The sequence below is a fragment of the Jatrophihabitans sp. genome (assembly GCF_036000465.1).
Lineage (GTDB): Bacteria > Actinomycetota > Actinomycetes > Mycobacteriales > Jatrophihabitantaceae > Jatrophihabitans.
This window is the reverse complement of record NZ_DASYFV010000025.1, coordinates 13,861-35,982: the sequence shown is the minus strand read 5'-3', so window position 1 is coordinate 35,982 and position 22,122 is coordinate 13,861. Positions and strand designations below refer to the sequence as shown.

General features: G+C 71.7%; 22 protein-coding genes. 17 read left to right on the top strand and 5 right to left on the bottom strand.

The genetic code is table 11. The features are described from left to right. Nucleotides 1–47: 47 nt before the first annotated feature. The 8 genes from gatC to VGN18_RS09105 all read left to right on the top strand — a co-directional run bounded on the left by gatC (nt 48) and on the right by VGN18_RS09105 (nt 7,158). Entirely contained in the window at nt 48–368 is a 321-nt protein-coding gene (gatC, locus tag VGN18_RS09140) for an Asp-tRNA(Asn)/Glu-tRNA(Gln) amidotransferase subunit GatC (protein WP_349259865.1), read from the top strand. Nucleotides 369–444: 76 nt separating this feature from the next. After that, nucleotides 445–1,929, top strand: a complete 1,485-nt coding sequence (gatA, locus tag VGN18_RS09135) for an Asp-tRNA(Asn)/Glu-tRNA(Gln) amidotransferase subunit GatA (protein WP_327539364.1) — start codon at nt 445–447, stop codon at nt 1,927–1,929. Beyond that, entirely contained in the window at nt 1,926–3,410 is a 1,485-nt protein-coding gene (gene gatB, locus VGN18_RS09130; RefSeq protein ID WP_327539363.1) for an Asp-tRNA(Asn)/Glu-tRNA(Gln) amidotransferase subunit GatB, read from the top strand. Before gatA ends, gatB begins: the two co-directional genes overlap by 4 nt. A 3-nt stretch (nt 3,411–3,413) precedes the next feature. Then, complete coding sequence (locus tag VGN18_RS09125) at nt 3,414–4,394, top strand: DUF2332 domain-containing protein (protein ID WP_327539362.1); 981 nt, start codon at nt 3,414–3,416, stop codon at nt 4,392–4,394. Nucleotides 4,395–4,402: 8 nt separating this feature from the next. After that, nucleotides 4,403–5,173, top strand: a complete 771-nt coding sequence (locus tag VGN18_RS09120) for a class I SAM-dependent methyltransferase (RefSeq protein WP_327539361.1) — start codon at nt 4,403–4,405, stop codon at nt 5,171–5,173. Nucleotides 5,174–5,224: 51 nt separating this feature from the next. Continuing rightward, nucleotides 5,225–5,689, top strand: coding sequence for a hypothetical protein (locus VGN18_RS09115; protein WP_327539360.1), 465 nt, complete (start codon nt 5,225–5,227; stop codon nt 5,687–5,689). Between the two features lies 1 nt (nt 5,690). Next, on the top strand, nt 5,691–6,647 hold the full coding sequence (locus VGN18_RS09110; RefSeq protein ID WP_327539359.1) for a hypothetical protein: 957 nt from the start codon (nt 5,691–5,693) through the stop codon (nt 6,645–6,647). Nucleotides 6,648–6,651: 4 nt separating this feature from the next. Continuing rightward, a complete protein-coding gene (locus VGN18_RS09105) occupies nt 6,652–7,158 on the top strand; it encodes a hypothetical protein (RefSeq protein WP_327539358.1) in 507 nt (168 codons plus the stop codon). Here the strand turns inward: VGN18_RS09105 and VGN18_RS09100 are convergent, their stop codons facing one another. Next, the gene (locus tag VGN18_RS09100) at nt 7,159–8,391 is read right to left on the bottom strand and encodes a PQQ-dependent sugar dehydrogenase (RefSeq protein WP_327539357.1); all 1,233 of its coding nucleotides are present in this window, start codon (nt 8,389–8,391) and stop codon (nt 7,159–7,161) included. Nucleotides 8,392–8,470: 79 nt separating this feature from the next. On the opposite strand from VGN18_RS09100, the gene VGN18_RS09095 reads away from it, so the two are divergent. After that, nucleotides 8,471–9,388 carry a 2-hydroxyacid dehydrogenase gene (locus tag VGN18_RS09095; protein ID WP_327539356.1) on the top strand — a complete coding sequence of 306 codons (918 nt, stop codon included), beginning with the start codon at nt 8,471–8,473 and terminating at the stop codon, nt 9,386–9,388. Here VGN18_RS09095 and VGN18_RS09090 read toward each other — a convergent pair. Together VGN18_RS09090 and VGN18_RS09085 are read right to left on the bottom strand one after the other, a co-directional pair. Further along, nucleotides 9,382–9,687, bottom strand: coding sequence for a hypothetical protein (locus tag VGN18_RS09090; protein WP_327539355.1), 306 nt, complete (start codon nt 9,685–9,687; stop codon nt 9,382–9,384). The two genes, VGN18_RS09095 and VGN18_RS09090, sit on opposite strands and share 7 nt — an antisense overlap. Nucleotides 9,688–9,747: 60 nt before the next feature. Next, the gene (locus VGN18_RS09085; protein WP_327539354.1) at nt 9,748–10,194 is read right to left on the bottom strand and encodes a PH domain-containing protein; all 447 of its coding nucleotides are present in this window, start codon (nt 10,192–10,194) and stop codon (nt 9,748–9,750) included. Between the two features lie 46 nt (nt 10,195–10,240). Here VGN18_RS09085 and ilvD point away from each other — a divergent pair, with 46 nt between their 5' ends. After that, the gene (gene ilvD / locus VGN18_RS09080; protein ID WP_327539353.1) at nt 10,241–11,938 is read left to right on the top strand and encodes a dihydroxy-acid dehydratase; all 1,698 of its coding nucleotides are present in this window, start codon (nt 10,241–10,243) and stop codon (nt 11,936–11,938) included. Between the two features lie 44 nt (nt 11,939–11,982). On the opposite strand, the gene VGN18_RS09075 is transcribed toward ilvD, so the two are convergent. Then, the gene (locus VGN18_RS09075) at nt 11,983–12,546 is read right to left on the bottom strand and encodes a CAP domain-containing protein (RefSeq protein WP_327539352.1); all 564 of its coding nucleotides are present in this window, start codon (nt 12,544–12,546) and stop codon (nt 11,983–11,985) included. Nucleotides 12,547–12,940: 394 nt separating this feature from the next. On the opposite strand from VGN18_RS09075, the gene VGN18_RS09070 reads away from it, so the two are divergent. The 5 genes from VGN18_RS09070 to cimA all read left to right on the top strand — a co-directional run bounded on the left by VGN18_RS09070 (nt 12,941) and on the right by cimA (nt 19,218). Then, on the top strand, nt 12,941–14,767 hold the full coding sequence (locus tag VGN18_RS09070; RefSeq protein ID WP_414655032.1) for an acetolactate synthase large subunit: 1,827 nt from the start codon (nt 12,941–12,943) through the stop codon (nt 14,765–14,767). 6 nt (nt 14,768–14,773) lie between these two features. Next, a complete protein-coding gene (gene ilvN, locus VGN18_RS09065; protein ID WP_327539351.1) occupies nt 14,774–15,298 on the top strand; it encodes an acetolactate synthase small subunit in 525 nt (174 codons plus the stop codon). A gap of 44 nt (nt 15,299–15,342) precedes the next feature. Continuing rightward, on the top strand, nt 15,343–16,371 hold the full coding sequence (ilvC, locus tag VGN18_RS09060) for a ketol-acid reductoisomerase (RefSeq protein WP_327539350.1): 1,029 nt from the start codon (nt 15,343–15,345) through the stop codon (nt 16,369–16,371). Nucleotides 16,372–16,445: 74 nt separating this feature from the next. Then, nucleotides 16,446–17,468, top strand: a complete 1,023-nt coding sequence (locus tag VGN18_RS09055; protein ID WP_327539349.1) for a 3-isopropylmalate dehydrogenase — start codon at nt 16,446–16,448, stop codon at nt 17,466–17,468. A gap of 163 nt (nt 17,469–17,631) precedes the next feature. After that, nucleotides 17,632–19,218, top strand: coding sequence for a citramalate synthase (gene cimA, locus VGN18_RS09050; protein WP_327539348.1), 1,587 nt, complete (start codon nt 17,632–17,634; stop codon nt 19,216–19,218). Here cimA and VGN18_RS09045 read toward each other — a convergent pair. After that, nucleotides 19,215–19,718, bottom strand: coding sequence for a hypothetical protein (locus tag VGN18_RS09045; protein WP_327539347.1), 504 nt, complete (start codon nt 19,716–19,718; stop codon nt 19,215–19,217). The two genes, cimA and VGN18_RS09045, sit on opposite strands and share 4 nt — an antisense overlap. A gap of 121 nt (nt 19,719–19,839) precedes the next feature. Here VGN18_RS09045 and VGN18_RS09040 point away from each other — a divergent pair, with 121 nt between their 5' ends. Beyond that, nucleotides 19,840–20,646 (top strand): fumarylacetoacetate hydrolase family protein, encoded by an 807-nt coding sequence (locus tag VGN18_RS09040; RefSeq protein WP_327539346.1) that lies wholly within the window; start codon nt 19,840–19,842, stop codon nt 20,644–20,646. Continuing rightward, entirely contained in the window at nt 20,643–22,091 is a 1,449-nt protein-coding gene (gene gltX / locus VGN18_RS09035; RefSeq protein ID WP_327539345.1) for a glutamate--tRNA ligase, read from the top strand. Before VGN18_RS09040 ends, gltX begins: the two co-directional genes overlap by 4 nt. Nucleotides 22,092–22,122: the final 31 nt, after the last annotated feature.

The following is a 22,122-nucleotide window of genomic DNA, read 5'->3' as shown; positions in this document are numbered from 1 at the left end:
GGAAGTGCGGTGCGCCGCCGGGAGCGACGTCCGTAGACTCCGGGGTCGTGTCCGATGCATCCCTCGACGGCAGCCACATCACCCGCGCCGACGTAGCCCACCTCGCCCGCCTGGCCCGGCTCGCCGTCACCGACGACGAGCTCGACGTGTTCGCCGGCCAGCTGGACGTCATCCTCGGCGCGGTCGCCCGCGTCGGCGAGGTCGCGGCCGCCGACATCCCGCCGATGAGCCACGCCGTGCCGATGACCAACGTCTACCGCGCCGACGAGGTGACCCCGTCGCTGCCGCGTGATTCCGTGCTGGCCGGGGCCCCGGTGGTCGAGGACGACAAGTTCCGGGTCCCGCGCATCCTGGCCGAGGACGCGTGATGAGCGAGGCTTGCGGAGCGATCCGGCCGCTCAGAAGTCCTTCGGCAGCCGCACCGAGCGAAGCGAGAAAAGGCTGATGAGCGAACTCACGAGCATGTCGGCGGCCGAGCTGGCCGGGCTGATCGCCGCCGGTGAGGTCGCCGCGGTCGAGGTGGCCCAGGCGCACCTGGCCCGTATCGCCGAGGTCGACGGATCGGTCCACGCATTCCTGCACGTCGACACCGAGGGCGCGATGGCCGCCGCTCGTGCCGTCGACGAGCGCCGCGCCGCCGGTGACGTGCTCGGCCCGCTGGCCGGCGTCCCGCTCGCGATGAAGGACGTCGTCGTCACCGAGGGGCTACCGACGACCGCCGGGTCGAAGATCCTCGAGGGCTGGCGCCCGCCGTACGACGCGACGATCACCCGCCGCATCAAGGACGCCGGCATCGTGATGCTCGGCAAGACCAACATGGACGAGTTCGCCATGGGCAGCTCGACCGAGAACTCGGCCTACGGCCCCACCCACAACCCCTGGGACCTCAGCCGCATCCCCGGTGGCTCGTCCGGTGGCTCGTCGGCCGCGGTCGCCGCCTACGAGGCGCCGCTGTCGATCGGAACCGACACCGGCGGTTCGATCCGCCAGCCCGCCGCCGTCACCGGCATCGTCGGGCACAAGCCCACGTACGGCGCGGTGTCGCGCTACGGGCTCATCGCGTTCTCGTCCTCGCTCGACCAGGCCGGGCCGTTCGCCCGCACCGTGCTCGACACCGCCCTGCTGCACGAGGTGCTTGCCGGGCACGACCCGCTCGACTCGACGTCGATCAACGCGCCGGTGCCGCCGGTCGTCACGGCCGCGCGCGAGGGGGCCGAGGGCAACCTGGCCGGCCTGCGGGTCGGCGTGGTGCGCGAGCTCGGCGGCGAGGGCTACCAGGCCGGCGTCCTCGAATCGTTCGAGGCGGCGGTCGAGACCCTGCGTGCGCTGGGCGCCGAGATCGTCGAGGTCAGCTGTCCCAACTTCGGCTACGCGCTCGCCGCCTACTACCTGATCGCGCCGAGCGAGTGCTCGTCCAACCTGGCCCGCTTCGACGCCGTGCGCTACGGCCTGCGGGTGGGCGACGACGGCGCGAACTCGCTCGAGGACGTCATGTCGCTGACCCGCGAGGCCGGCTTCGGCCCCGAGGTGAAGCGCCGCATCATGATCGGCACCTACGCGCTGTCGTCGGGCTACTACGACGCCTACTACGGCCAGGCCCAGAAGGTGCGCACGCTCATCGCGCGCGACTTCGAGGCGGCGTTCGGGCAGGCCGACGTGCTCGTCTCGCCGACCTCGCCGTTCGTCGCGTTCGGCATCGGCGAGCGCGTCGACGACCCGATGGCGATGTACATCAACGACCTCTGCACGCTGCCGGCGTCGCTCGCGGGTACGCCGGCGATCTCGGTGCCGTGTGGGCTGTCCGAGGGACTGCCGGTCGGGCTGCAGATCATGGCGCCGGCCCAGGCCGACGACCGCTGCTACCGCGTCGCCGCCGCCTTCGAGTCGGCCGTCGAACGCATCGCCCCTCCGGCTGGAGTTCTGGCATGACCGCGTACGAGGACGTCATCGCGAAGTACGAGCCGGTCATCGGCCTCGAGACGCACGTCGAGCTCGGCACCGTGTCGAAGATGTTCTGCGGCTGCTCGACCGAGTTCGGCGGCGACCCCAACACGCACACCTGCCCGGTGTGCCTCGGCCTGCCCGGTGCGCTGCCGGTGGCGAACGAGAAGGCCATCGAGTCGACGATCCGCATCGGCCTGGCGCTGAACTGCTCGATCGCCGAGTGGTGCCGCTTCGCGCGGAAGAACTACTTCTACCCGGACATGCCGAAGAACTTCCAGACCTCGCAGTACGACGAGCCGCTGTGCGTCGAGGGCTACCTGGATGTGGAGGTCGACGGCGAGACGTACCGCGTCGGCATCGAGCGGGTGCACCTCGAGGAGGACACCGGCAAGAACACCCACGTCGGCACGTCCGGACGCATCCACGGCGCCGACTACTCGCTGGTCGACTACAACCGCGCCGGCATCCCGCTGGTGGAGATCGTGACCAAGCCGGTGCCCGGCACGGGGGCGCTGGCCCCCGAGGTCGCGAAGGCCTACGTCACCGCGCTGCGCGACATCCTGCGCACGCTCGATGTCAGCGACGTGCGCATGGAGCAGGGCTCGCTGCGCTGCGACGTCAACACCTCGCTCAACCTCCCGGGCGCCGAGTGGGGTACCCGCACCGAGACGAAGAACGTGAACTCGCTGCGCAGCGTCGAGCGGGCGGTGCGCTCGGAGATCCTGCGCCAGGCCGAGGTGCTCGACGCCGGCGGCCGGATCGTCCAGGAGACGCGGCACTTCCAGGAGACGACGGGCGACACCCGGCGCGGCCGCAGCAAGGAGGAGGCGACCGACTACCGCTACTTCCCCGAGCCCGACCTCGTCCCCATGGCCCCCGACCCGGCCTGGGTGGCGACCCTCAAGGACACGCTGCCCGAGCTGCCGGCCGCCCGCCGCGCCCGCATGCGTGACGTTCTCGGCGTCAGCGCCGACGACATGGTGCACCTGACCAACGCCGGGGTCGTCGATCTCGTCGGCGCGACGGTCGAGGCCGGCGCGCCGGTCGGCGAGGCGCGGAACTGGTGGCTCGGCTACCTCGCCCAGAAGGCGAACGAGCGCGAGGTCGACCCAGCCGATCTCGGCGTGACGCCGGCCCACGTGGCCCGGCTCGTCGCGCTCGTCGCCGACGGCTCGCTCTCGACCGCGCTGGCCCGCCAGGTCGTCGACGGCATCCTCGAGACCGGCGCCGACGTCGACACCGTCGTCGCCGAGCGCGGCCTCGCCGTCGTGTCCGACACCGGTGCCCTGGAGCAGGCGGCCGACGACGCCATCGCGGCCAACCCCGACGTCGCCGAGAAGGTGCGCGGCGGCAAGCTGCCCGCCGTCGGGGCGCTCGTCGGCGCGGTCATGAAGGCGACGCGGGGGCAGGCCGACGCGGCCGCGGTGAAGCAGATCCTGCTCGCGCGCCTCGGGGTCAGCGAGTAGGTCGTGCCCGACTGGACCGGGGCCGAGGACGACTCCACGGCAACGCGGTACCGGCTGTTCGGCGAGAGCCAGGTGCACGGCATCTCGCCGCGCTACGAGGCGATCTGCCTCGGCATCGCCGACGACGCCGAGATGCTGCGCCGGCTCGACGCCCTGCCCCGGCCGAAGCGGCAACCCAACCTGCTGCTCGGTGCGGTGCGCTTCCTCGGCGGCCCGGTCGAGTCCTGGCCGGCCTTCCGGGCGTTCGCGCTCGACCGCTGGGACGACGTCACGGCCACGATGGCGGTCAAGCGAACCCAGACCAACGAGCCGCGCCGCTGCGCCACGCTGCTCCCGGTGCTGGCCGGCCTCCCCGGGCCGCTCGCCCTGCTCGAGGTCGGCGCGTCGGCCGGGCTGTGCCTCTACCCCGATCGCTACGGCTACCGCTACGAGTCCGACATCGGGACCCACGCCCTCGGCGACGGGCCCCGGCTCGACTGCCGGACCACCGGTGCGGTGCCGCTGCCGGCGGCGGTGCCGACGGTCGCCTGGCGGGCCGGGCTCGACCTGAACCCGCTCGACGTACGCGACGACGAGGACGTCCGGTGGCTCGAGGCGCTCATCTGGCCCGAGCAGACCGACCGCTTCGGGCTGCTGCGCGATGCCGTGACGATCGCCCGCCGCGACCCACCCCGCATCGTGGCGGGCGACCTGCTGACCGACCTGACCCCGCTCGCCGCCGAGGCCCCGCCCGGCGCGACGCTGGTGGTGTTCCACTCGGCCGTGCTCGCCTACGTCGATCGGGACGGGCGCCTCGCCTTCGCCGATCTCGTGCGACGGCTGGCCGAGCAGCGCCCGACGGTGTGGGTGTCGAACGAGGCGCCCGGCGTGGTCGCGGGTACCGAACGGCCGGGCGAGCACCGCCGGTTCGTGCTCGCCCGCGACGGTCTCCCGGTGGCGCTGACCGGCCCGCACGGCCACACGATCGACTGGCTCGCCGGCTGATGGACGTCGTGCCGCAGCATCTGTTCCGCTCGGCTGTGGCGCAGTACGCCCGTTACCGCACCGGCTACCCGGCGACCGAGGTCGCGGCGCTGGCCGAGCGGCTCGGCCTCGACCGGACGGCGACCGTTGCCGACGTCGGTTGCGGCACCGGCCAGCTCGCCCGGCCCCTGGCGCGCCACGCCGGCACGGTGATCGCCATCGATCCGGTGGCCGAGATGCTCGACGCCGGCCGCGCGGCTGCCGCGGGCGTCGGCAACATCGTCTGGGAACTCGGCGACGCGACCGACCTCGAGCGGCTGGTACCGCCCGGCACGCGGGCCGCGACCTTCGCCGCGTCCTTCCACTGGACCGATCGGGCGGCCGTCACGCGCGCCCTCGACCGGGTGCTCGCCGCCGACGGGTCGATCGTCGTCATCAACAGCACGCTCGACGACGAGGAGGACCCCGACTGGGCCGAAGCGGTCAACGAGGTGCGCCGCGGGTATCTCGGCGACGACGTCACCGAGACCTACCGCAAGGCGCCCGAGACCCACCGCCGCGTGCTCGCCGCCTCGGCCTTCTCGAACCTCGACAGCGTCACGTGGGAATGGACAAGGGACTTGACCGTCGACGCGGCGGTCGGGCTGCAGTTCACCTACTCGTTCAGCACGCCCGAGCTCTTCGGCGATCGCGCGGCGGCGTTCGCCGCCGAGGCCCGGGAGGCGATCCTCGCGCTGCACCCGGACGGGCTCGTGATCGAGCCGTTCCGCATGGAGGTCCTGATCGCGGCCCGGCCTTGACCGGTATGTGTCGCCGTGGCACCGGCGCATCGACCTGGTAGGCATGGACCCATGCCGCCACGCACCTCGACCCTGCTCCGCGCCGCGCTGGCCGGGGCCGCCTCCGGATCCCGCAGCCAGGCGGTGCTCGCCGCCTGCGTGCTCACGCGGCCCGGGTCGACGCGGCTCGACCGATGGCTGCACCGGCCCTCCGTGCGACGCAGTGTCCTGTACGGCGCGGCGGGCGAACTCGTCGGCGACAAGCTGCCGGTCGCGCCCAGCCGTACCGAGCCGCCCGGCCTCGGCGCCCGGCTGGCGCTCGGCGCCGCCACGGCCGGCCTCCTCGCCACCCGCCGCGGCGAGCGGCCCGCTCTGCCCGCGGTCGTCGGCCTGCTCGCCGCCGCCGGCACCACCTTCGCCGGCCCGCCCGCCCGGGCCGCGGCGGCCGCCCGGTTCGGCTCCGACCTGCCCGGCGCGCTGACCGAGGACGTCCTGGCCGTCGGCCTGGCCGCCGCCGCCACCCGTACCGGGCGGTGAGGTGAGGCGGCTCGCCGCCGCGCTGGTCCTGCTCTGCGCCGCGTGCACGACGTCGCCGTCGGCGCCGCCCCCGTCGCCCAGCGCAACGCCGACCACGCCGACCACGACGCCCGCGCCGACCGCGACGCCCGCGCCGACCGCGACGCCGAAGGTCAGCGAGCTCTTCCGCATCCGCGACCCGCGCATCGACGAGGCGAGCGGCATCGCGGCCGGGCGCAGGTCGCCCGGCGTCGTCTACGTGCACAACGACAGTGGTGACTCGGCCCGATTCTTCGCGCTGGACGAGCGCACCGGCGCCACGGCCGCGACGATCATCGTGCCCGGCGCGACCAGCCACGACTGGGAGGACATCGCCGTCGCCCCGGATGCCACGGGCCACTCGTCGGTCTGGCTGGCCGACATCGGCGACAACACCAGCGAGCGCAGTCGCATCGAGGTCTACCGGGTCGACGAGCCGGTCGTCCGTCCGGGCGACCGGGGCCGCCGGATGCGGGCGCCCGCGCCCGACACCTGGCTGTTGCGCTATCCGGACGGCCCGCACAACGCGGAGTCGTTCGCGGTCACGCCGCAGGGCGTCGGCTACATCGTCACCAAGTCCGAGGACGGGAGGTCGCGCGTCTACCGCATCCCGCCCCGACCCGACCCCGGCCACCTCCGACCGGTCACGTTCGTCGCCGCGGTCACCTTCGACCCGGGGCTGCTGGGCGGCGCCGCGACGGGCGCCGACTTCTCCCGCGACGGCTCGCTGTTCGTCGTGCGCACCTACACCGACGCCTACCTGTGGCGGGTGCGCCGCGGCGACCTCGCCGCGGCCCTGCACACGGCTCCGGTGCGGTTCGCCCTGCCGCTCGAGCAACAGGGCGAGGGCATCGCCTTCGACGGCGACCGGCTGCTGGTCGACTCCGAGGGACTCGCCTCTGCTGTGTACGCGGTTCCGCTGCCGAAGCGGGCAGGATGACCCCATGCCGACGTCCCTCGCCGCTGCGCACAGCACGCTGACGATCACGCTCTGGATCGTGGGCGCCCTCGTCGTCCTGGCCGTGATCGCCGGCTACCTGGGTCGCCTGTTCCTCCGGCGCGGGCTGCGTGAGCCGTTCGTCGTCCGCCTCATCAACCGTGCCTCCGACAGCGTCGTCGACGTCGTCAAGCGACCCATCACCATCGCCGTGCTCGACGAGGTCGCGGCCGTGCTGCAGACCGGCCACTACACCCGCAACATCGCGTCGGCGCTCGAGGAGAACCACCTCGAGATCAAGGAGATGGTGGCCGAGAAGATCAAGTCCGACCCGACCGCCGGGCGGATCAACCTGGTGCCGTTCCACGACCGCCTGATCGACCAGGTGAGCGAGGCGACCCTGCGGGTGATCCTCGAGGTGCTGGCCGACCCGCGCACCGACGAGCTGGTGTCTGACATGCTGCGCGACAACATCACCCAGATCCGCGCCGCCGTGCGCGACCGGCAGGACTGACTAGACGATCCGGCCGCCGCCGCCCTCGGAACCGCTCGGCACGAAGCGGATGACGCGCTCGTCGTCGGGCACCGGCTTGCCCTTGCCGTCGCGGTTGGAGGTCGTCACCCACAGCGCCCCGTCGGGTGCGGCCACGATCGTCCTCAGCCGGCCGTAGCGGTTCGTCAACGCCGGCGTGAAGGAGCCGACCTGCAGGGTGTCGCCGGCGCCGCCCAGGGCGGCGGACAGCACGGATCGCCCGTCGAGCGAGGTCACCCAGAGCCGGCTCTTCAGCACGGCGCAGCCGCCCGGCCCCCGGCCGGTCGGGGGCAGGGTGGCCACCGGGTCGTGCTCGATGCCGTTCGGCGTCGGCCAGCCGTAGTAGTCGCCCGGGCTGATGACGTTGATCTCGTCCGGGTAGCCCGGCGCCCCGGTCTCGGCCTCGAGCACCGTGCTGCCGCCGGCGTCGCGGCACAGCCCGTCGACGACGTGCTGCCCGGTGGTCAGCACCGGCGAGGACGGATTCGGGTTGCCGCTCGCCGGCTGGCCGATGTCGTCGACCCGGAGCACCTTGCCGGCCAGGCTGGTCGGGTTCGCCGCCGCGGACGGCGTGCCGGCGTCGCCCGTACCGACGTAGAGGCTGCCGTCGGGCCCGAACAGGAGCCGGCCGGTGTTGCCGGTGCGCCCCTTCGGGATGCCGGTGAGCACCGGGGTCACCGGGCCGGACAGCGTGAAGTCCACGACGCGGTTGTCCTTCGGCGTGGTCACGTAGGCGTAGATGAGGTTGTCCTGGTCGTAGGTCGGCGAGATCGCCAGATCGAGCAGCCCGCCGTCGCCGGACGTGTCGAGGCCGGGCAGCGTGCGGACCGTGGGCACCGGGCGCCCGGGCTGCGGCTGCACCCGCACGATGCGGCCCGTGGTGCGCTCGCCGACCAGCGCGCTGCCGTCGGCGAGCAGGGTCAGCCCGACCGGCGCGCTCAGGTGCGTGGCCACCACGAGCGGGTCCTGGGTGACGGGCTTGCTGCTGCTCGGGCCCGAGCTGCTCGGTGGGGGGCCGCCGGGGCCGCCGGTGTCGCCGGGAAGCGACGGGATGGGCAGGATCGGCGTCAGGTGGGCGCCGTTGTTGCCCTCGATGCCGGGACCGCTGGGACTGGCCTGCCAGTTCGGGACGTCCGAGCCCGCCGCCGACGAGCAGCCCGCGAGCAGGACGGCGAGACCGCCGACCAGCAGGCCTCGACTCCGGGCAGGACGCATCGGTCCAGTCTGCCTGGCCGAGCTGTGCCCGCGCCCGGTACCTCCCGGACCGGGCCGGCGGGGTCCTAGGCTCGAACGCGTGATCACCGTCAGCCTGCCGACCCCCGACGCCCGCCCGCACGTGGGTGAGTTGCCCGACGACGTCTCGATCGTGATCTGGGACGGGACGGGGGAGCGGCCCCCCGGCGCGGAGAAGATCGAGCTGTTCGTCGGCCGCTACAACGCCCCGCCCGCCCCGGCCGAGGCCCTTGCCGGCCTGCCCCAGCTGCGGGTCGTGCAGCTGGTGTCCGCCGGCGTCGAGCCCTGGCTGCCCGTCGTGCCCGACGGCGTCCTGCTCTGCAACGGCCGCGGCGTGCACGGGGCGTCGACCGCCGAGCTCGCCGTCGCCGGCCTGCTCGCGATCGTCCGCAAACTGCCGCGCTTCCTGGCGGCCCAGGCAGAACGGCGCTGGGATCCCGATCGCGACACCGCCGGGCTCACCGGTCGCCGGGTACTGGTCGTCGGGGCCGGCGACATCGGCGAGCGGATCGCCGCCGCCGCCAGGGCCTTCGACGCCGAGACCACGCTCGTCGCCCGGCACGAGCGCGAGGGCGTGCGGGCCATCGGCGACCTGCCCGACCTGCTGCCCGCGCACGACGTCGTCGTGCTCGCCGTGCCGCACACGCCCGACACGCACCGGCTCGTCGACGCGGCCTTTCTCGCCGCGATGCCCGACGGGGGCGTCCTCGTGAACATCGCTCGCGGGTCGATCGTCGACACCGAGGCGCTGCTGAGCGAGCTGCAGGCGCGGCGGCTACACGCGTTCCTCGACGTCACCGACCCCGAACCGCTGCCGGAGTCGCACCCGCTGTGGAGCGCGCCGAACCTGATCCTGACCCCGCACGTCGGCGGCGGCACCCGCGGCTGGGAGCGCCGCGCCTACTCACTCGTGCGCGACCAGATCCTGCGCCTGCACGCGGGCGCGGACCTCGAGAACCAGGTGACCGCGGGCTACTGAGCGTCCGTCCGGGCCAGCACGACGGTGCGGCCGCTCATGAGCAGGACGGCGGCGAGCGCGACCCCGACGGCCAGGCCGATACCTACGGACGTGCCGAGCAACCCGAACCAGTCGGTGGTGGGGGTTCGGGGCAGGAAGTCGGCGTACCGCGTCGGCGTCGGCTCGTAGCTGTACCAGCCGAAGCTGGTCCGCACCTCGGACGGCGCCGCGACGTAGTGCGCGACGACGGCCACGGCGCCGCCCACCACCGCACCCGGCCCGGCGAAGAGGGCGAGGGTGATCAGCCGGTGTCGACGCATGCCGGAACTATGACCGGGCCGGGTGCGGGTTGGGAAGGGTGAAGATCGAATCCGATCCGATCAGCGGCGCCGGCGGCGCGAGGGGGCGTACTTCGGCTTCGCGTCGGCGATGTCGGGCAGCCGGCCCTCACTGGCCCGGGCGACGTCGGCGAGGTTCGCGACCCGGACGCAGGGCAGCCGCACCGAGCCGTCCTCGAGCACCGCGTAGACGCCCCGGCCGGTGACCGACAGGCCGCGGATGCGATCCCACGGCAGGGCCCGACGTCCGAACACCGCGCGCACCACGATGCCGCGGGCCGTCACCACCGTGGCCGTGCGCGCGACCATGAACGCCGCGACGAGCGGAACGAGCAGGATCAGGGTGTGCCACCCGATTCGGATGCGGGCGGTCGGGCCGTCGAAGCCGGCGAAGGCCAGCGGAAAAGCCCCGAAGAACAGGAAAAGGACCACCAGGTAGGTCAAGGCGGGCAGTCGGAAGACGCGGACGTTCTGTGGCGGTGCGGACACGGCGAAACGGTACCCGTAGCGCCGGTGCGCCCCGTAGCCTCGTGGCGTGACCGAACAGCAGAGACCCGGTAAGCAGCACCGCAAGCCGCACAGCAGCATCGTCACCGACGGCCTCGAGCGCGCCGCCGCCCGCGGCATGCTGCGCGCCGTGGGCATGGGCGACGACGATTGGCGCAAGCCCCAGATCGGCGTCGCGTCGTCCTGGAACGAGATCACGCCGTGCAACCTGTCCCTCGACCGTCTCGCCAAGAAGGCGAAGATCGGCGTCCGCGGTGCCGACGGCTTCCCGCTCGAGTTCGGCACGATCTCGGTGTCCGACGGCATCTCGATGGGCCACAGCGGCATGCACTACTCGCTGGTCTCGCGCGAGGTCATCGCCGACTCGGTCGAGACGGTGTTCCGGGCCGAGCAGCTCGACGGCGGCGTGCTGCTGGCCGGCTGTGACAAGTCGCTGCCCGGCATGCTGATGGCCGCGGCCCGCCTCGACGTCGCGGCGGTGTTCCTCTACGCCGGTTCGACGCTGCCGGGGAAGCTCGGCGACAGGACCGTGACGATCATCGACGCCTTCGAGGCCGTCGGGGCATGTCTCGCCGGCCGCATCACCCGCGAGGAGGTCGACGCCGTCGAGCGCGCGATCTGCCCGGGGGAGGGCGCGTGCGGCGGCATGTACACCGCCAACACGATGGCCAGCGCGGCCGAGGCGATGGGCATGTCCCTGCCCGGCAGCGCCGCCCCACCCGCCCCGGACGCCCGCCGCGACCACTACGCCGAGCGTTCGGGCGAGGCTGTCGTCCACCTCGTCGACGCCGACATCACGACCCGCGACATCATCACCAAGAAGTCGCTCGAGAACGCCATCACCGTGGTCATGGCCCTCGGCGGCTCGACCAACGCCGTGCTGCACCTACTGGCGATCGCCCGCGAGGCCAAGGTGGAGCTGACCCTCGACGACTTCAACCGCATCGGCGACCACGTGCCGCACCTGGCCGACGTGAAGCCCTTCGGCGAGTACGTCATGACCGACATCGACCGCATCGGCGGAGTTCCGGTCGTCATGAAGGCGCTGCTCGACGCCGGGCTGCTGCACGGTGACTGCCTGACCGTCACCGGCAAGACCGTGGCCGAGAACCTGCACGACATCGCCCCGCCCGACCCCGACGGCAAGATCATCCACGCGATGAGCGACCCGATCCACCGCACCGGCGGACTCACGATCCTCAAGGGTTCGCTCGCCGCCGACGGCGCCGTCGTGAAGAGCGCCGGCCTCGACTACGAGGTGTTCGAGGGCAAGGCGCGCGTCTTCGACCGCGAGCAGGCGGCGATGGAGGCCCTCGGCGCCGGGAAGCTCCAGAAGGGCGACGTCATCGTCATCCGCTGGGAGGGTCCGAAGGGCGGCCCCGGCATGCGCGAGATGCTGCAGATCACCGGGGCCATCAAGGGCGCCGGCCTGGGCAAGGACGTTCTGCTGCTCACCGACGGGCGCTTCTCCGGCGGCACCACCGGACCGTGCATCGGGCACATCGCGCCCGAGGCGGCGGTGGGCGGCCCGATCGCCTTCATCGAGGACGGCGACATCGTCCGCCTCGACATGGCGGCGCGCACCCTCGATCTCGTCGTCGACGAGGCCGAGCTCGAGCGGCGCCGGTCCGAGTGGAAGCCGATCGAGCCGCAGTTCGACTTCGGCGTGCTGCGCAAGTACGCGAAGCTGGTCGGAAGCGCGGCGAACGGGGCCGTCTGCGACTGAGCGATGCCAGCCGCGTGACGACCCCGTTCGCGGGCCGAGTGCGGTTACAGCCGACCGAAGTCGGTGGTCAGCCAGATCTTGTGGTGGGTGTGGTCCCAGTAGACGTCCACGCCGACGTTCTTGTAGTGCGAGTTGAGGATGTTCTGGCGGTGCCCGTCGTTCGGAGCGACCTCGTTGTACATCATCAGTTCGAGCTGGACGACGGCCGCGGTCGAGATGCGCGAGTTCCAGCCGATGTTCTCGCCGGCCCAGGTCCAGCGGTAACCGGTGGCGTCGATGCGCTGGGTGAAGTAGGGCTCGCCCGGCAGCTGGTGCGACATCGTGTTGAAGCGGGCCATGGTGACGTTGTGGCGGCGGGCCGACAGGGCGAGCTGCGAGCTCATCGAGACGGGGGCGAGGCGGTGCATCGCCCGCTCGTGGTTGACCGTGTTGAGGATGACCCGGCCGATGTAGTTCTCGTAGTAGGTCCGGGTCGGCAGGCCCGTCGTGGCCGCGGCCGGGCTGGACGCGGCCAGCGGCGAGACGAGGACGGCCGCGAGGGCGGCGACGATCAACGGCACGAAGCGCCGGCGCGAGCGGGCAGGCGTGACGTCAGTGGGGTGGGACATGGGAGGCACCGTCCGGGATAGCTGGGTTGCGTGAATCCCCGCGTTTCCCCGCGTATTCAGTTCCGCACGATGTGCGGTGGTCCCCTGGTCCCCGATGCTGCAGTTCCGTATCCCCACGGAACGACTCCAGCTAGTAAACCCGACCTCATGTCTGCTTCACAAGTCCTGAGCAGGCGAAAGTTTCCCGAATCCGGGACCAATGTCCCGGTTCGATCACTGCGTCCCGGCCAGTGAGACAACTGTCCCGCCAGGTTGAATCAGGCTTCGGCCAGCGTGTAGCGTCCGTGTCGTGCTGCGTCTCGTACTCGTTATCGAGCGCGTCGCGTAGGTCTGTCCCAGATCCTCGCGGCGCGCCACCCCTTCGTGCATTCGGCACGGGGGGTTTTTTGTTGCTATGACGCACGCGAGTCACACCAGCACCAACCAGCAGGGAAGGGCAGTCGACATGACCAGCGGGAACACGCCGGGGGGTCGGACGGAAGCGTCCATGACCGGGGCGCAGGCATTGGTCCGTTCGCTCGAGCAGGTCGGCGCCGACATCGTATTCGGTATCCCGGGTGGTGCGATCCTGCCCGCCTACGACCCTCTGTACGACTCCACGAAGGTCCGGCACATCCTCGTCCGCCACGAGCAGGGCGCGGGTCACGCCGCAGAGGGCTACGCGCAGGCGACCGGCAAGGTCGGCGTCTGCATGGCGACGTCCGGTCCGGGGGCGACCAACCTCGTCACCCCGATCGCCGACGCCTACATGGACTCCGTGCCCATGGTCGCCATCACCGGCCAGGTCGGACGTCCGATGATCGGGACGGACGCCTTCCAGGAGGCCGACATCTCCGGCATCACCCTGCCGATCACCAAGCACAGCTTCCTGGTGCAGTCGGCCGAGGAGATCCCGCGCGCGATCGCGGAGGCGTTCCATCTCGCGGCGACCGGGCGTCCGGGGCCGGTGCTCGTCGACCTGCCGAAGGACGTGCTGCAGGAGAGCATGCGGTTCGCCTGGCCGCCGAAGTTCGACCTGCCGGGCTACCGGCCCGTCACCCGCCCGCACGGCAAGCAGATCCGCGAGGCGGCCCGCCTCATCGCGGGTTCGCGGCGCCCGGTGCTCTACGTCGGCGGCGGCGTGCTCAAGGGCCGGGCCACCGCCGAGCTGCGCCAACTGGCCGAGCTCACCGGCATCCCGGTCGTCACCACGCTGATGGCCCGGGGCGCCTTCCCCGACAGCCACCCGCAGCACCTCGGCATGCCCGGCATGCACGGTTCGGTCTCGGCCGTCACCGCGCTGCAGAAGGCCGATCTGCTGATCGCCCTCGGCACCCGCTTCGACGACCGCGTGACCGGCAAACTCGACACCTTCGCACCGCTCGCGCAGATCATCCACGCCGACATCGACCCGGCCGAGATCGGCAAGAACCGCGCGGCCGACGTCCCGATCGTGGGTGACGTGCGCGAGGTGCTGCAGGAGCTCGTGCCGGCACTGCAGATCGAGTTCGACGCCGGTCACCGGGCCGACCTCACCGGCTGGTGGCGCCAGGTCGACCAGTGGCGCGAGACCTACCCGCTCGGCTACGAGGAGCCGGCCGACGGCACGCTCGCGCCGCAGTACGTGATCGAGCGGCTGGGCGAGATCGCCGGCCCCGAAGCCATCTACGCCGCGGGCGTCGGCCAGCACCAGATGTGGGCCGCACAGTTCATCAAGTACGAGAACCCCTACACCTGGCTGAACTCGGGCGGGGCCGGGACGATGGGTTACTCGGTGCCGGCCGCGATGGGGGCCAAGGTCGGCTGCCCGGACAAGCTGGTCTGGGCCATCGACGGCGACGGCTGCTTCCAGATGACGAACCAGGAGCTCGCCACCTGCGCCATCGAGGGCATCCCGATCAAGGTGGCCGTCATCAACAACGGCAACCTCGGCATGGTGCGCCAGTGGCAGACGCTGTTCTACGAGGAGCGCTACAGCCAGACCGAGCTCGGCACCCACAAGCACCGCATCCCCGACTTCGTGAAGCTCGCCGACGCGCTCGGCTGCGTGGGGCTGCGCTGCGAGACCAAGGCCGACGTCGACTCGACCATCGAGAAGGCCATGGCGATCAACGACCAGCCCGTCGTCGTCGACTTCACCGTCGGCAAGGATGCGATGGTGTGGCCGATGGTGGCCGCCGGGGCGAGCAACGACGACATCCAGGCCGCGCGCGACATGCGCCCGGTCTTCGAAGGGGACTGACCCGCTATGAGCACGCACACGCTGTCCGTCCTCGTCGAGAACAAGCCGGGGGTCCTCACCCGCGTCGCCGGCCTCTTCGCGCGCCGCGGCTTCAACATCGAGTCCCTCGCCGTCGGACCCACCGAGCACCCGGAGATCTCGCGCATCACGATTCTGGTGAGCGTCGAGGGTGCCGCGCTGGAGCAGGTGACCAAGCAGCTCAACAAGCTCGTCAACGTGCTCAAGATCGTCGAGCTCGAGCAGGGCCAGGCCGTCCAGCGCGAGCTGCTGCTGGTGAAGGTGCGCGCCGACGAGACGAACCGGCGCGACGTCCTGCAGATCGTCGACCTGTTCAAGGCCAAGGTCGCCGACGTCGGACCCGAGGCCGTCACCGTCGAGCTCACCGGCCGTCCGGACAAGCTCGAGGCCATGCTGCGGATGCTCGAGCCGTACGGCATCCGCGAGATGGTGCAGTCGGGCATGGTCGCGCTCGGGCGCGGCAACCGCTCGATGACGCTAGCCGCGCTGCGCTCCGTCGAGCGCACCGCCTGACCAACACCCAACCCAGCAAGTCCAGAGAAGAGGAAGACGTAGCAATGGCCGTGGAGATCTTTTACGACGACGATGCCGATCTGTCGATCGTGCAGGGCCGCAAGGTGGCCGTGCTCGGGTACGGCAGCCAGGGGCACGCGCACGCGCTGTCGCTGCGGGACTCCGGCGTCGACGTCCGGGTCGGTCTGCCCGAGGGCTCGAAGAGCCGGGCCAAGGCCGAGGAGGAGGGGCTGCGCGTCCTGACTCCGGCCGAGGCGTCGGCCGAGGCCGACCTCATCATGGTGCTGGCCCCCGACCCGGCCCAGCGCAAGCTCTACGCCGAGGCGATCGAGCCGAACCTGAACGACGGCGACGCCATCTTCTTCGGTCACGGCTTCAACATCCGCTTCGGTTACATCAAGCCGCCGGCCAACGTCGACGTCGCGATGGTGGCGCCGAAGGGCCCGGGTCACCTCGTCCGCCGCCAGTTCGTCGACGGCAAGGGCGTGCCGGTGCTCATCGCCGTCGAGCAGGACGCCACGGGCAAGGCGCAGGCGCTCGCGCTGTCCTACGCCAAGGCCATCGGCGGCACCCGCGCCGGCGCGATCAAGACCACCTTCACCGAGGAGACCGAGACCGACCTCTTCGGCGAGCAGGCCGTGCTCTGCGGCGGCGCGTCGCAGCTCGTCATGTACGGGTTCGAGACGCTCATCGAGGCCGGCTACGCGCCGGAGATCGCCTACTTCGAGTGCCTGCACGAGCTCAAGCTGATCGTCGACCTCATGTACGAGGGCGGCATCGCCAAGCAGCGCTGGTCGATCTCGGACACCGCCGAGTACGGCGACTACGTCTCCGGCCCGCGGGTCATCGACCCGCACGTGAAGGAGAACATGAAGGCGGTGCTCGCCGACATCCAGTCCGGCAAGTTCGCCGAGCGCTTCATCGCCGACCAGGACGCCGGCGCGCCCGAGTTCGCCGAGCTGCGCAAGAAGGGCGAGACCCACCCGATCGAGGAGACCGGGCGCAAGCTGCGCGGTCTCATGTCCTGGGTGACCTCCGACGACGACTACACCGAGGGCACCGCCGCGCGCTGACCCTTCCTCCCAACAGGTGGGACGCAGTGCCCACCTGTTGGGAGTGACGTCGGGTCGTCGGATACCCTCGCGCCATGAGACTTGCGGTCGTCCCGGGCGACGGAATCGGTATCGAGGTCACCGAGCAGGCGCTGCGCGTGCTCGACGCGGTGCATCCCGGGGTCGCCCCCACGACCTACGACCTGGGGGCCGCCCGCTGGCACCGCACCGGCGAGGTGCTGCCCGACTCGGTGCTCGAGGAGATCCGCGGCCACGACGCGATCCTGCTCGGTGCCGTCGGTGACCCGAACGTCCCCGCCGGTGTGCTCGAGCGGGGCCTGCTGCTCAAGCTGCGCTTCGCGCTCGACCACCACGTGAACCTGCGGCCGGCGAAGCTCTACCCGGGCGTGACGACGCCGCTGGCGGGCGAGCCGGCCATCGACTTCGTCGTGGTCCGAGAGGGCACCGAGGGGCCGTACACGGGCAACGGCGGCGTCCTGCGCAAGGGCACCCCGCACGAGATCGCCACCGAGGTCAGCGTCAACACCGCCTTCGGCGTCGAGCGGGTCGTGCGCGACGCGTTCGGCCGGGCCCAGGCTCGTCCGCGCAAGCACCTGACCCTGGTGCACAAGAACAACGTGCTCACCAACGCGGGCGACCTGTGGTTCCGCACGGTCGCGCGGGTGGGCGAGGAGTTCCCCGACGTCACCGTGGCCTACAACCACGTCGACGCCGCGACGATCTACCTGGTCAACGACCCGGGTCGCTACGACGTGATCGTCACCGACAACCTGTTCGGCGACATCATCACCGACCTCGCCGCCGCGATCGCCGGTGGCATCGGGCTGGCCGCGAGCGGCAACCTCGACGTCAGCCGCACCAACCCGTCGATGTTCGAACCGGTGCACGGCTCGGCGCCCGACATCGCCGGCCAGGGCAAGGCCGACCCGACGGCCGCGGTGCTGTCGGTGGCGATGCTGCTCGAGCACCTCGGCGAGCACGACGCCGCGGCGCGCGTCGAGGCCGCGGTCGCCGCCGACCTCGCCGAGCGCGATCCGAAGCAGCCCGGCTCGACGAGCGAGATCGGTGAGCGGCTGGCCAAGGCCGCCGCCGGCTGAGCCTCGCGCGGGGCTGCCGGTCTGTGGCACACTGCGTCCGTGCGTTTCACCGTGATTATCAGTTAGCGCGTCGGTCCCAGCCAGACACCGACGCGCAACCCTCCGCATCCCATGCGGGGGGTTTTTTGTTTGCCGAACGCCGCCCGACCGAAGGACGAAGCAGATGCAGACCGACGACTTCCATGTCTTCGACACGACGCTGCGCGACGGCGCCCAGCGCGAGGGCATCACCTACTCGGTGGCCGACAAGCTCGCCGTGGCACGACTGCTCGACCAGATCGGCGTCGGTTTCATCGAGGGCGGCTGGCCCGGCGCGATGCCGAAGGACACCGAGTTCTTCGCCCGCGCGGCGAACGGCGAGCTCGCCCTGCGGCACGCCCGGCTCGTCGCGTTCGGCGCCACCCGCAAGGCGGGCGTGCGCGTCGAGGACGACCTGCAGGTGCGGGCGCTGCTCGACTCGCGCGCCCCGGTCGTCACCCTCGTCGCGAAGTCCGACGTCTTCCACGTCGAGCAGGCGCTGCGCACCACGCTCGAGGAGAACCTCGCGATGGTGCGCGACACGGTGGCCTTCCTGCGGGCGGAGGGGCGCCGCGTCTTCGTCGACTGCGAGCACTTCTTCGACGGTTACAAGCACGACCCCGACTACGGTGTCCGGGTCCTCGACGCGGCGGCCTCGGCCGGCGCCGATGTCGGGGTCCTGTGCGATACGAACGGCGGCATGCTCCCGATGGGCGTGCATGACGTCGTCTCCGATGTGCGTCGTCGCGCCGGCATCCGGCTCGGAATCCACACCCAGGACGACACGGGTTGCGCGGTGGCCAACACCCTGGCCGCTGTGGATGCCGGCGCGACGCACGTGCAGGGGACGGCCAACGGCTACGGCGAGCGGGCCGGCAACGCCAACATCTTCTCGGTCATCGGCGGGCTGGTGACGAAGATGGGGCGCGACGTGCTGCCCGAGGGCTGCCTGTCCGAGATGATGCGGGTTGCCCACGCCATCGCCGAGATCGCCAACCTCGCGCCCGATACCCACGCCCCCTACGTGGGCGCCTCGGCCTTCGCCCACAAGGCGGGCCTGCACGCGTCGGCGATCAAGGTGTCACCCGAGCTGTACAACCACCTGGACCCCTCGGTGGTCGGCAACGACCAGCGCATCCTGGTCACCGAGATGGCCGGCCGCGCGTCGGTCGAGCTGAAGTCGCAGGAGCTCGGCGTCGACGTGTCGGGCCGCCCCGAGGTCGTCTCCCGGGTCGTCGAGCGGGTGAAGCAGCGCGAGGCGGACGGCTGGTCCTACGAGGCGGCCGACGCGTCCTTCGAGCTGCTGCTGCGCGACGAGCTCGCCGAGGGGGAGCGGCCCGCCCCGTTCATCGTCGAGTCGTACCGGGTGATCGTCGACCGCCGCGAGGACGGCGCGATGGTGTCCGAGGCGACCGTGCGGCTCTCGGCCGGCGGCCGCCGGGTCATCTCGACCGAGGAGGGCAACGGTCCGGTCAACGCGCTCGACCGCGCCCTGCGCCGGGCTCTCGAACGGACCTACCCGCAGCTGGCCAAGATGGAGCTGACCGACTACAAGGTGCGCATCATGCCCGGGCGGCACGGTACCGACGCCGTCACCCGCGTGCTCATCGAGACCACCGACCACCAGCGCGAATGGACGACCGTCGGCGTGCACGGCAACGTCATCGAAGCGTCCTGGCTGGCGTTGCACGACGCCGTGCGGTACGGCCTGCTCGGCGGTAAGAGCGTCTAGCCCCGCGGAACGGGGGAGGGACGGCGGCCGGACTCGTCGGGCCGCGGCCGCGGCGACGGGCGAGCGGCCGCGACGGCGGGCTCGGGTTCGCGGGTCGCCTTGCGCATCATCGCCAGGACGCACGTGTCGCAGGAGTGCGTGCAGCCGTCACCGTGGCCGTCGCGCTCGCACGGGTCGTCGGGCACGTGCAACTCGGTCGGGTCGTGCTCGTGGCCGCAGTCGCACATCGACCCGCCCTGCGCCTTGACGGCGTCCTCGATCACGGCGTCGAGCCGGCTCTCGGCGACGTCGTTGCGCACCGACTGCAGCACGCCCCAGGCCAGCAGAGCGAGCAGGAGCGCGACCAGCAGCGACACGATGACGAAGGCGTGGATGACGGCCGTGCCCGGCCCGGTGGCGGCCACCGCGCCCACCGCGATGAACAGCATCGCGAACAGGCCGAGGGTCGCCGCGACCTGGCGGCGCTTCTCTACAGCGATTCCGGAGAGCGAGGAGGACACACGTCGAATTATGCGCGACGGGCCTCCCGGCTGACGACTCGACCGTGACCCGGTGTGTGGCACCGCGCACGGTTCCGCGGTGGTTCGGGACGTCCCGGGCGTCCGAGTAGCCTCGGACTTCGTGCGCATCGCTCGTTTCGTCCATCCCGGTTCGGCCAACACTCCTGGCGGAGTCGCCTGGGGCACCGTCGAGGGCCCGCCCGGCGCGGGACCCGACTCGCTGACCGTCGCGGCCATCGAGGGCCACCCCTTCGGCCCGCTCACCTTCACCGGTGACCGGTGGGCCTTCGGCGACGTCCGGCTGCTGTCGCCGTTCCTGCCCAGCAAGGTCGTGGCGTTCGGCAAGAACTACGCCGACCACGCGGCCGAAATGGGGGGCGAGGCTCCGACCACGCCGCTGATCTTCATCAAGCCGTCGACCTCGGTCATCGGCGAGGGCGACGCGATCCGGCTGCCCGCGTCGAGCGAGGAGGTGCACTACGAGGGCGAGCTCGCTGTCGTGATCGGCACTCCGGCCCGCAACGTCACCCGCGAGAACGCGCTGCAGCACGTGTTCGGCTACTGCGCCGCGAACGACGTCACCGCGCGCGACCAGCAGCGCGCCGACGTCCAGTTCACCCGGGCGAAGAGCTACGACTCGTTCTGCCCGCTCGGCCCGTGGGTCGAGACCGTGCTCGACGCCGCCGACCTGCGCGTCGTCACCCGCGTCAACGGCCAGATCAAGCAGGACGGCCGCACCAGCCAGATGATCCACGACCTGGCGACGCAGATCGCGTTCGTCTCCGGGATCATGACGCTGTTGCCGGGCGACGTGATCCTCACCGGCACGCCGGCGGGGGTCGGCCCCATCGTCGCCGGCGACACCGTCAGCGTCGAGATCGAAGGCATCGGCACGCTGACGAACCCGGTCGCGGCGGCCAAGAAATGAAGACCCCTCGCGTGCGCGTCGCGCCGTCGCCGACGGGTGATCCGCACGTCGGCACCGCCTACATGTCGCTGTTCAACCTCGGCTTCGCGCGCCGTCACGGCGGGCAGTTCGTGCTGCGCATCGAGGACACCGACCGCGCGCGCTTCCGCGCCGACAGCGAGCAGCAGATCTTCGACATGCTGCGCTGGCTGGATCTGCAGTGGGACGAGGGACCCGAGGTCGGCGGCCCGTACGCGCCCTACCGGCAGTCCGAGCGGCTCGACACCTACCGGCCGTTCGTCGACCAACTGCTGGCCGACGGCCATGCCTACCACTGCTGGTGCAGCTCGGAGCGGCTGGCCGAGATGCGCGAGAAGCAGCGGGCCGAGAAGCTGCCGACCGGGTACGACCGCCTCTGCGTCGGCAAGACGGCCGAGGAGCGGCAGGCGCTCGGCGGCGCCACCGACACGCCCGTCGTGCGCATGCTGATCCCCGACGACCCGCCACTGACGTTCACCGACGTCATCCGCGGCGAGGTGTCGGCGCCGCGTCCGGACGACCAGGTGATCCTCAAGGCCGACGGCTTCCCGACGTATCACCTGGCCGTCGTCGTCGACGACCACCTGATGGGCATCACCCACGTCGTGCGCGGCGAGGAGTGGATCTCGTCCACGCCGAAGCACGTGCTGCTCTACCGCTGGCTCGGGCTGGACGAGCCGGCCTTTGCGCACATGCCGCTGCTGCGCAACACCGACAAGTCCAAGATCTCCAAGCGCAAGAACCCGGCAGCGCGGCTCACCTGGTTCCGCGAGCAGGGCTACCTGCCCGAGGCGCTGCTCAACTTCCTGGCGCTGCTGGGCTACGGCCAGCCGGGCGAGTCCGAGATCTTCCCCTTCGCCGAGTTCAGCGCGAGCTTCGAGTGGTCGCGGGTGAACACCGTCGGGCCGGTCTTCGACCTGAAGAAGCTGGACTGGCTCAACGGCCACTACATCCGTGCGCTGTCCGTCGACGAGTTCGCCGACCGCGTCGTCGAGTTCGTGGCCCGCGAGCGGGAGATCGCCGCGGATGCCGTCGCGCTGCTGCGCGCCGGTGCGCCGCTGGTGCAGGAGCGCACCGACACCCTGGCCCAGGGCGCGGCGATGCTGTCGTTCCTCGTGGCGGGTGACGACGAATTCGCGGTGGACGAGGCGGCCGCGGCCAAGCAGCTCGCGCCGGACCAGCAGCCGACGGTCACGACCGCGCTCGCCGCGCTCGAGGCGCTGCCGGCGTGGAGCGCCGCGGCGATCGAGCAGGCGCTGCGCGACTCCCTCGTCGAGGGCCTGGGCCTGAAACCCAAGTTCGCCTTCGGACCGGTCCGCGTGGCGATCACCGGCAGCACCGTCTCGCCGCCGCTGTTCGAGTCGATGGAGATCCTCGGCCGCGAGCGGTCGCTGGCCCGGCTGCGCGCTGCGATCACCGCGGGGTAGAGCCGACAGACCCGGTGCTAGCGTCGCAATC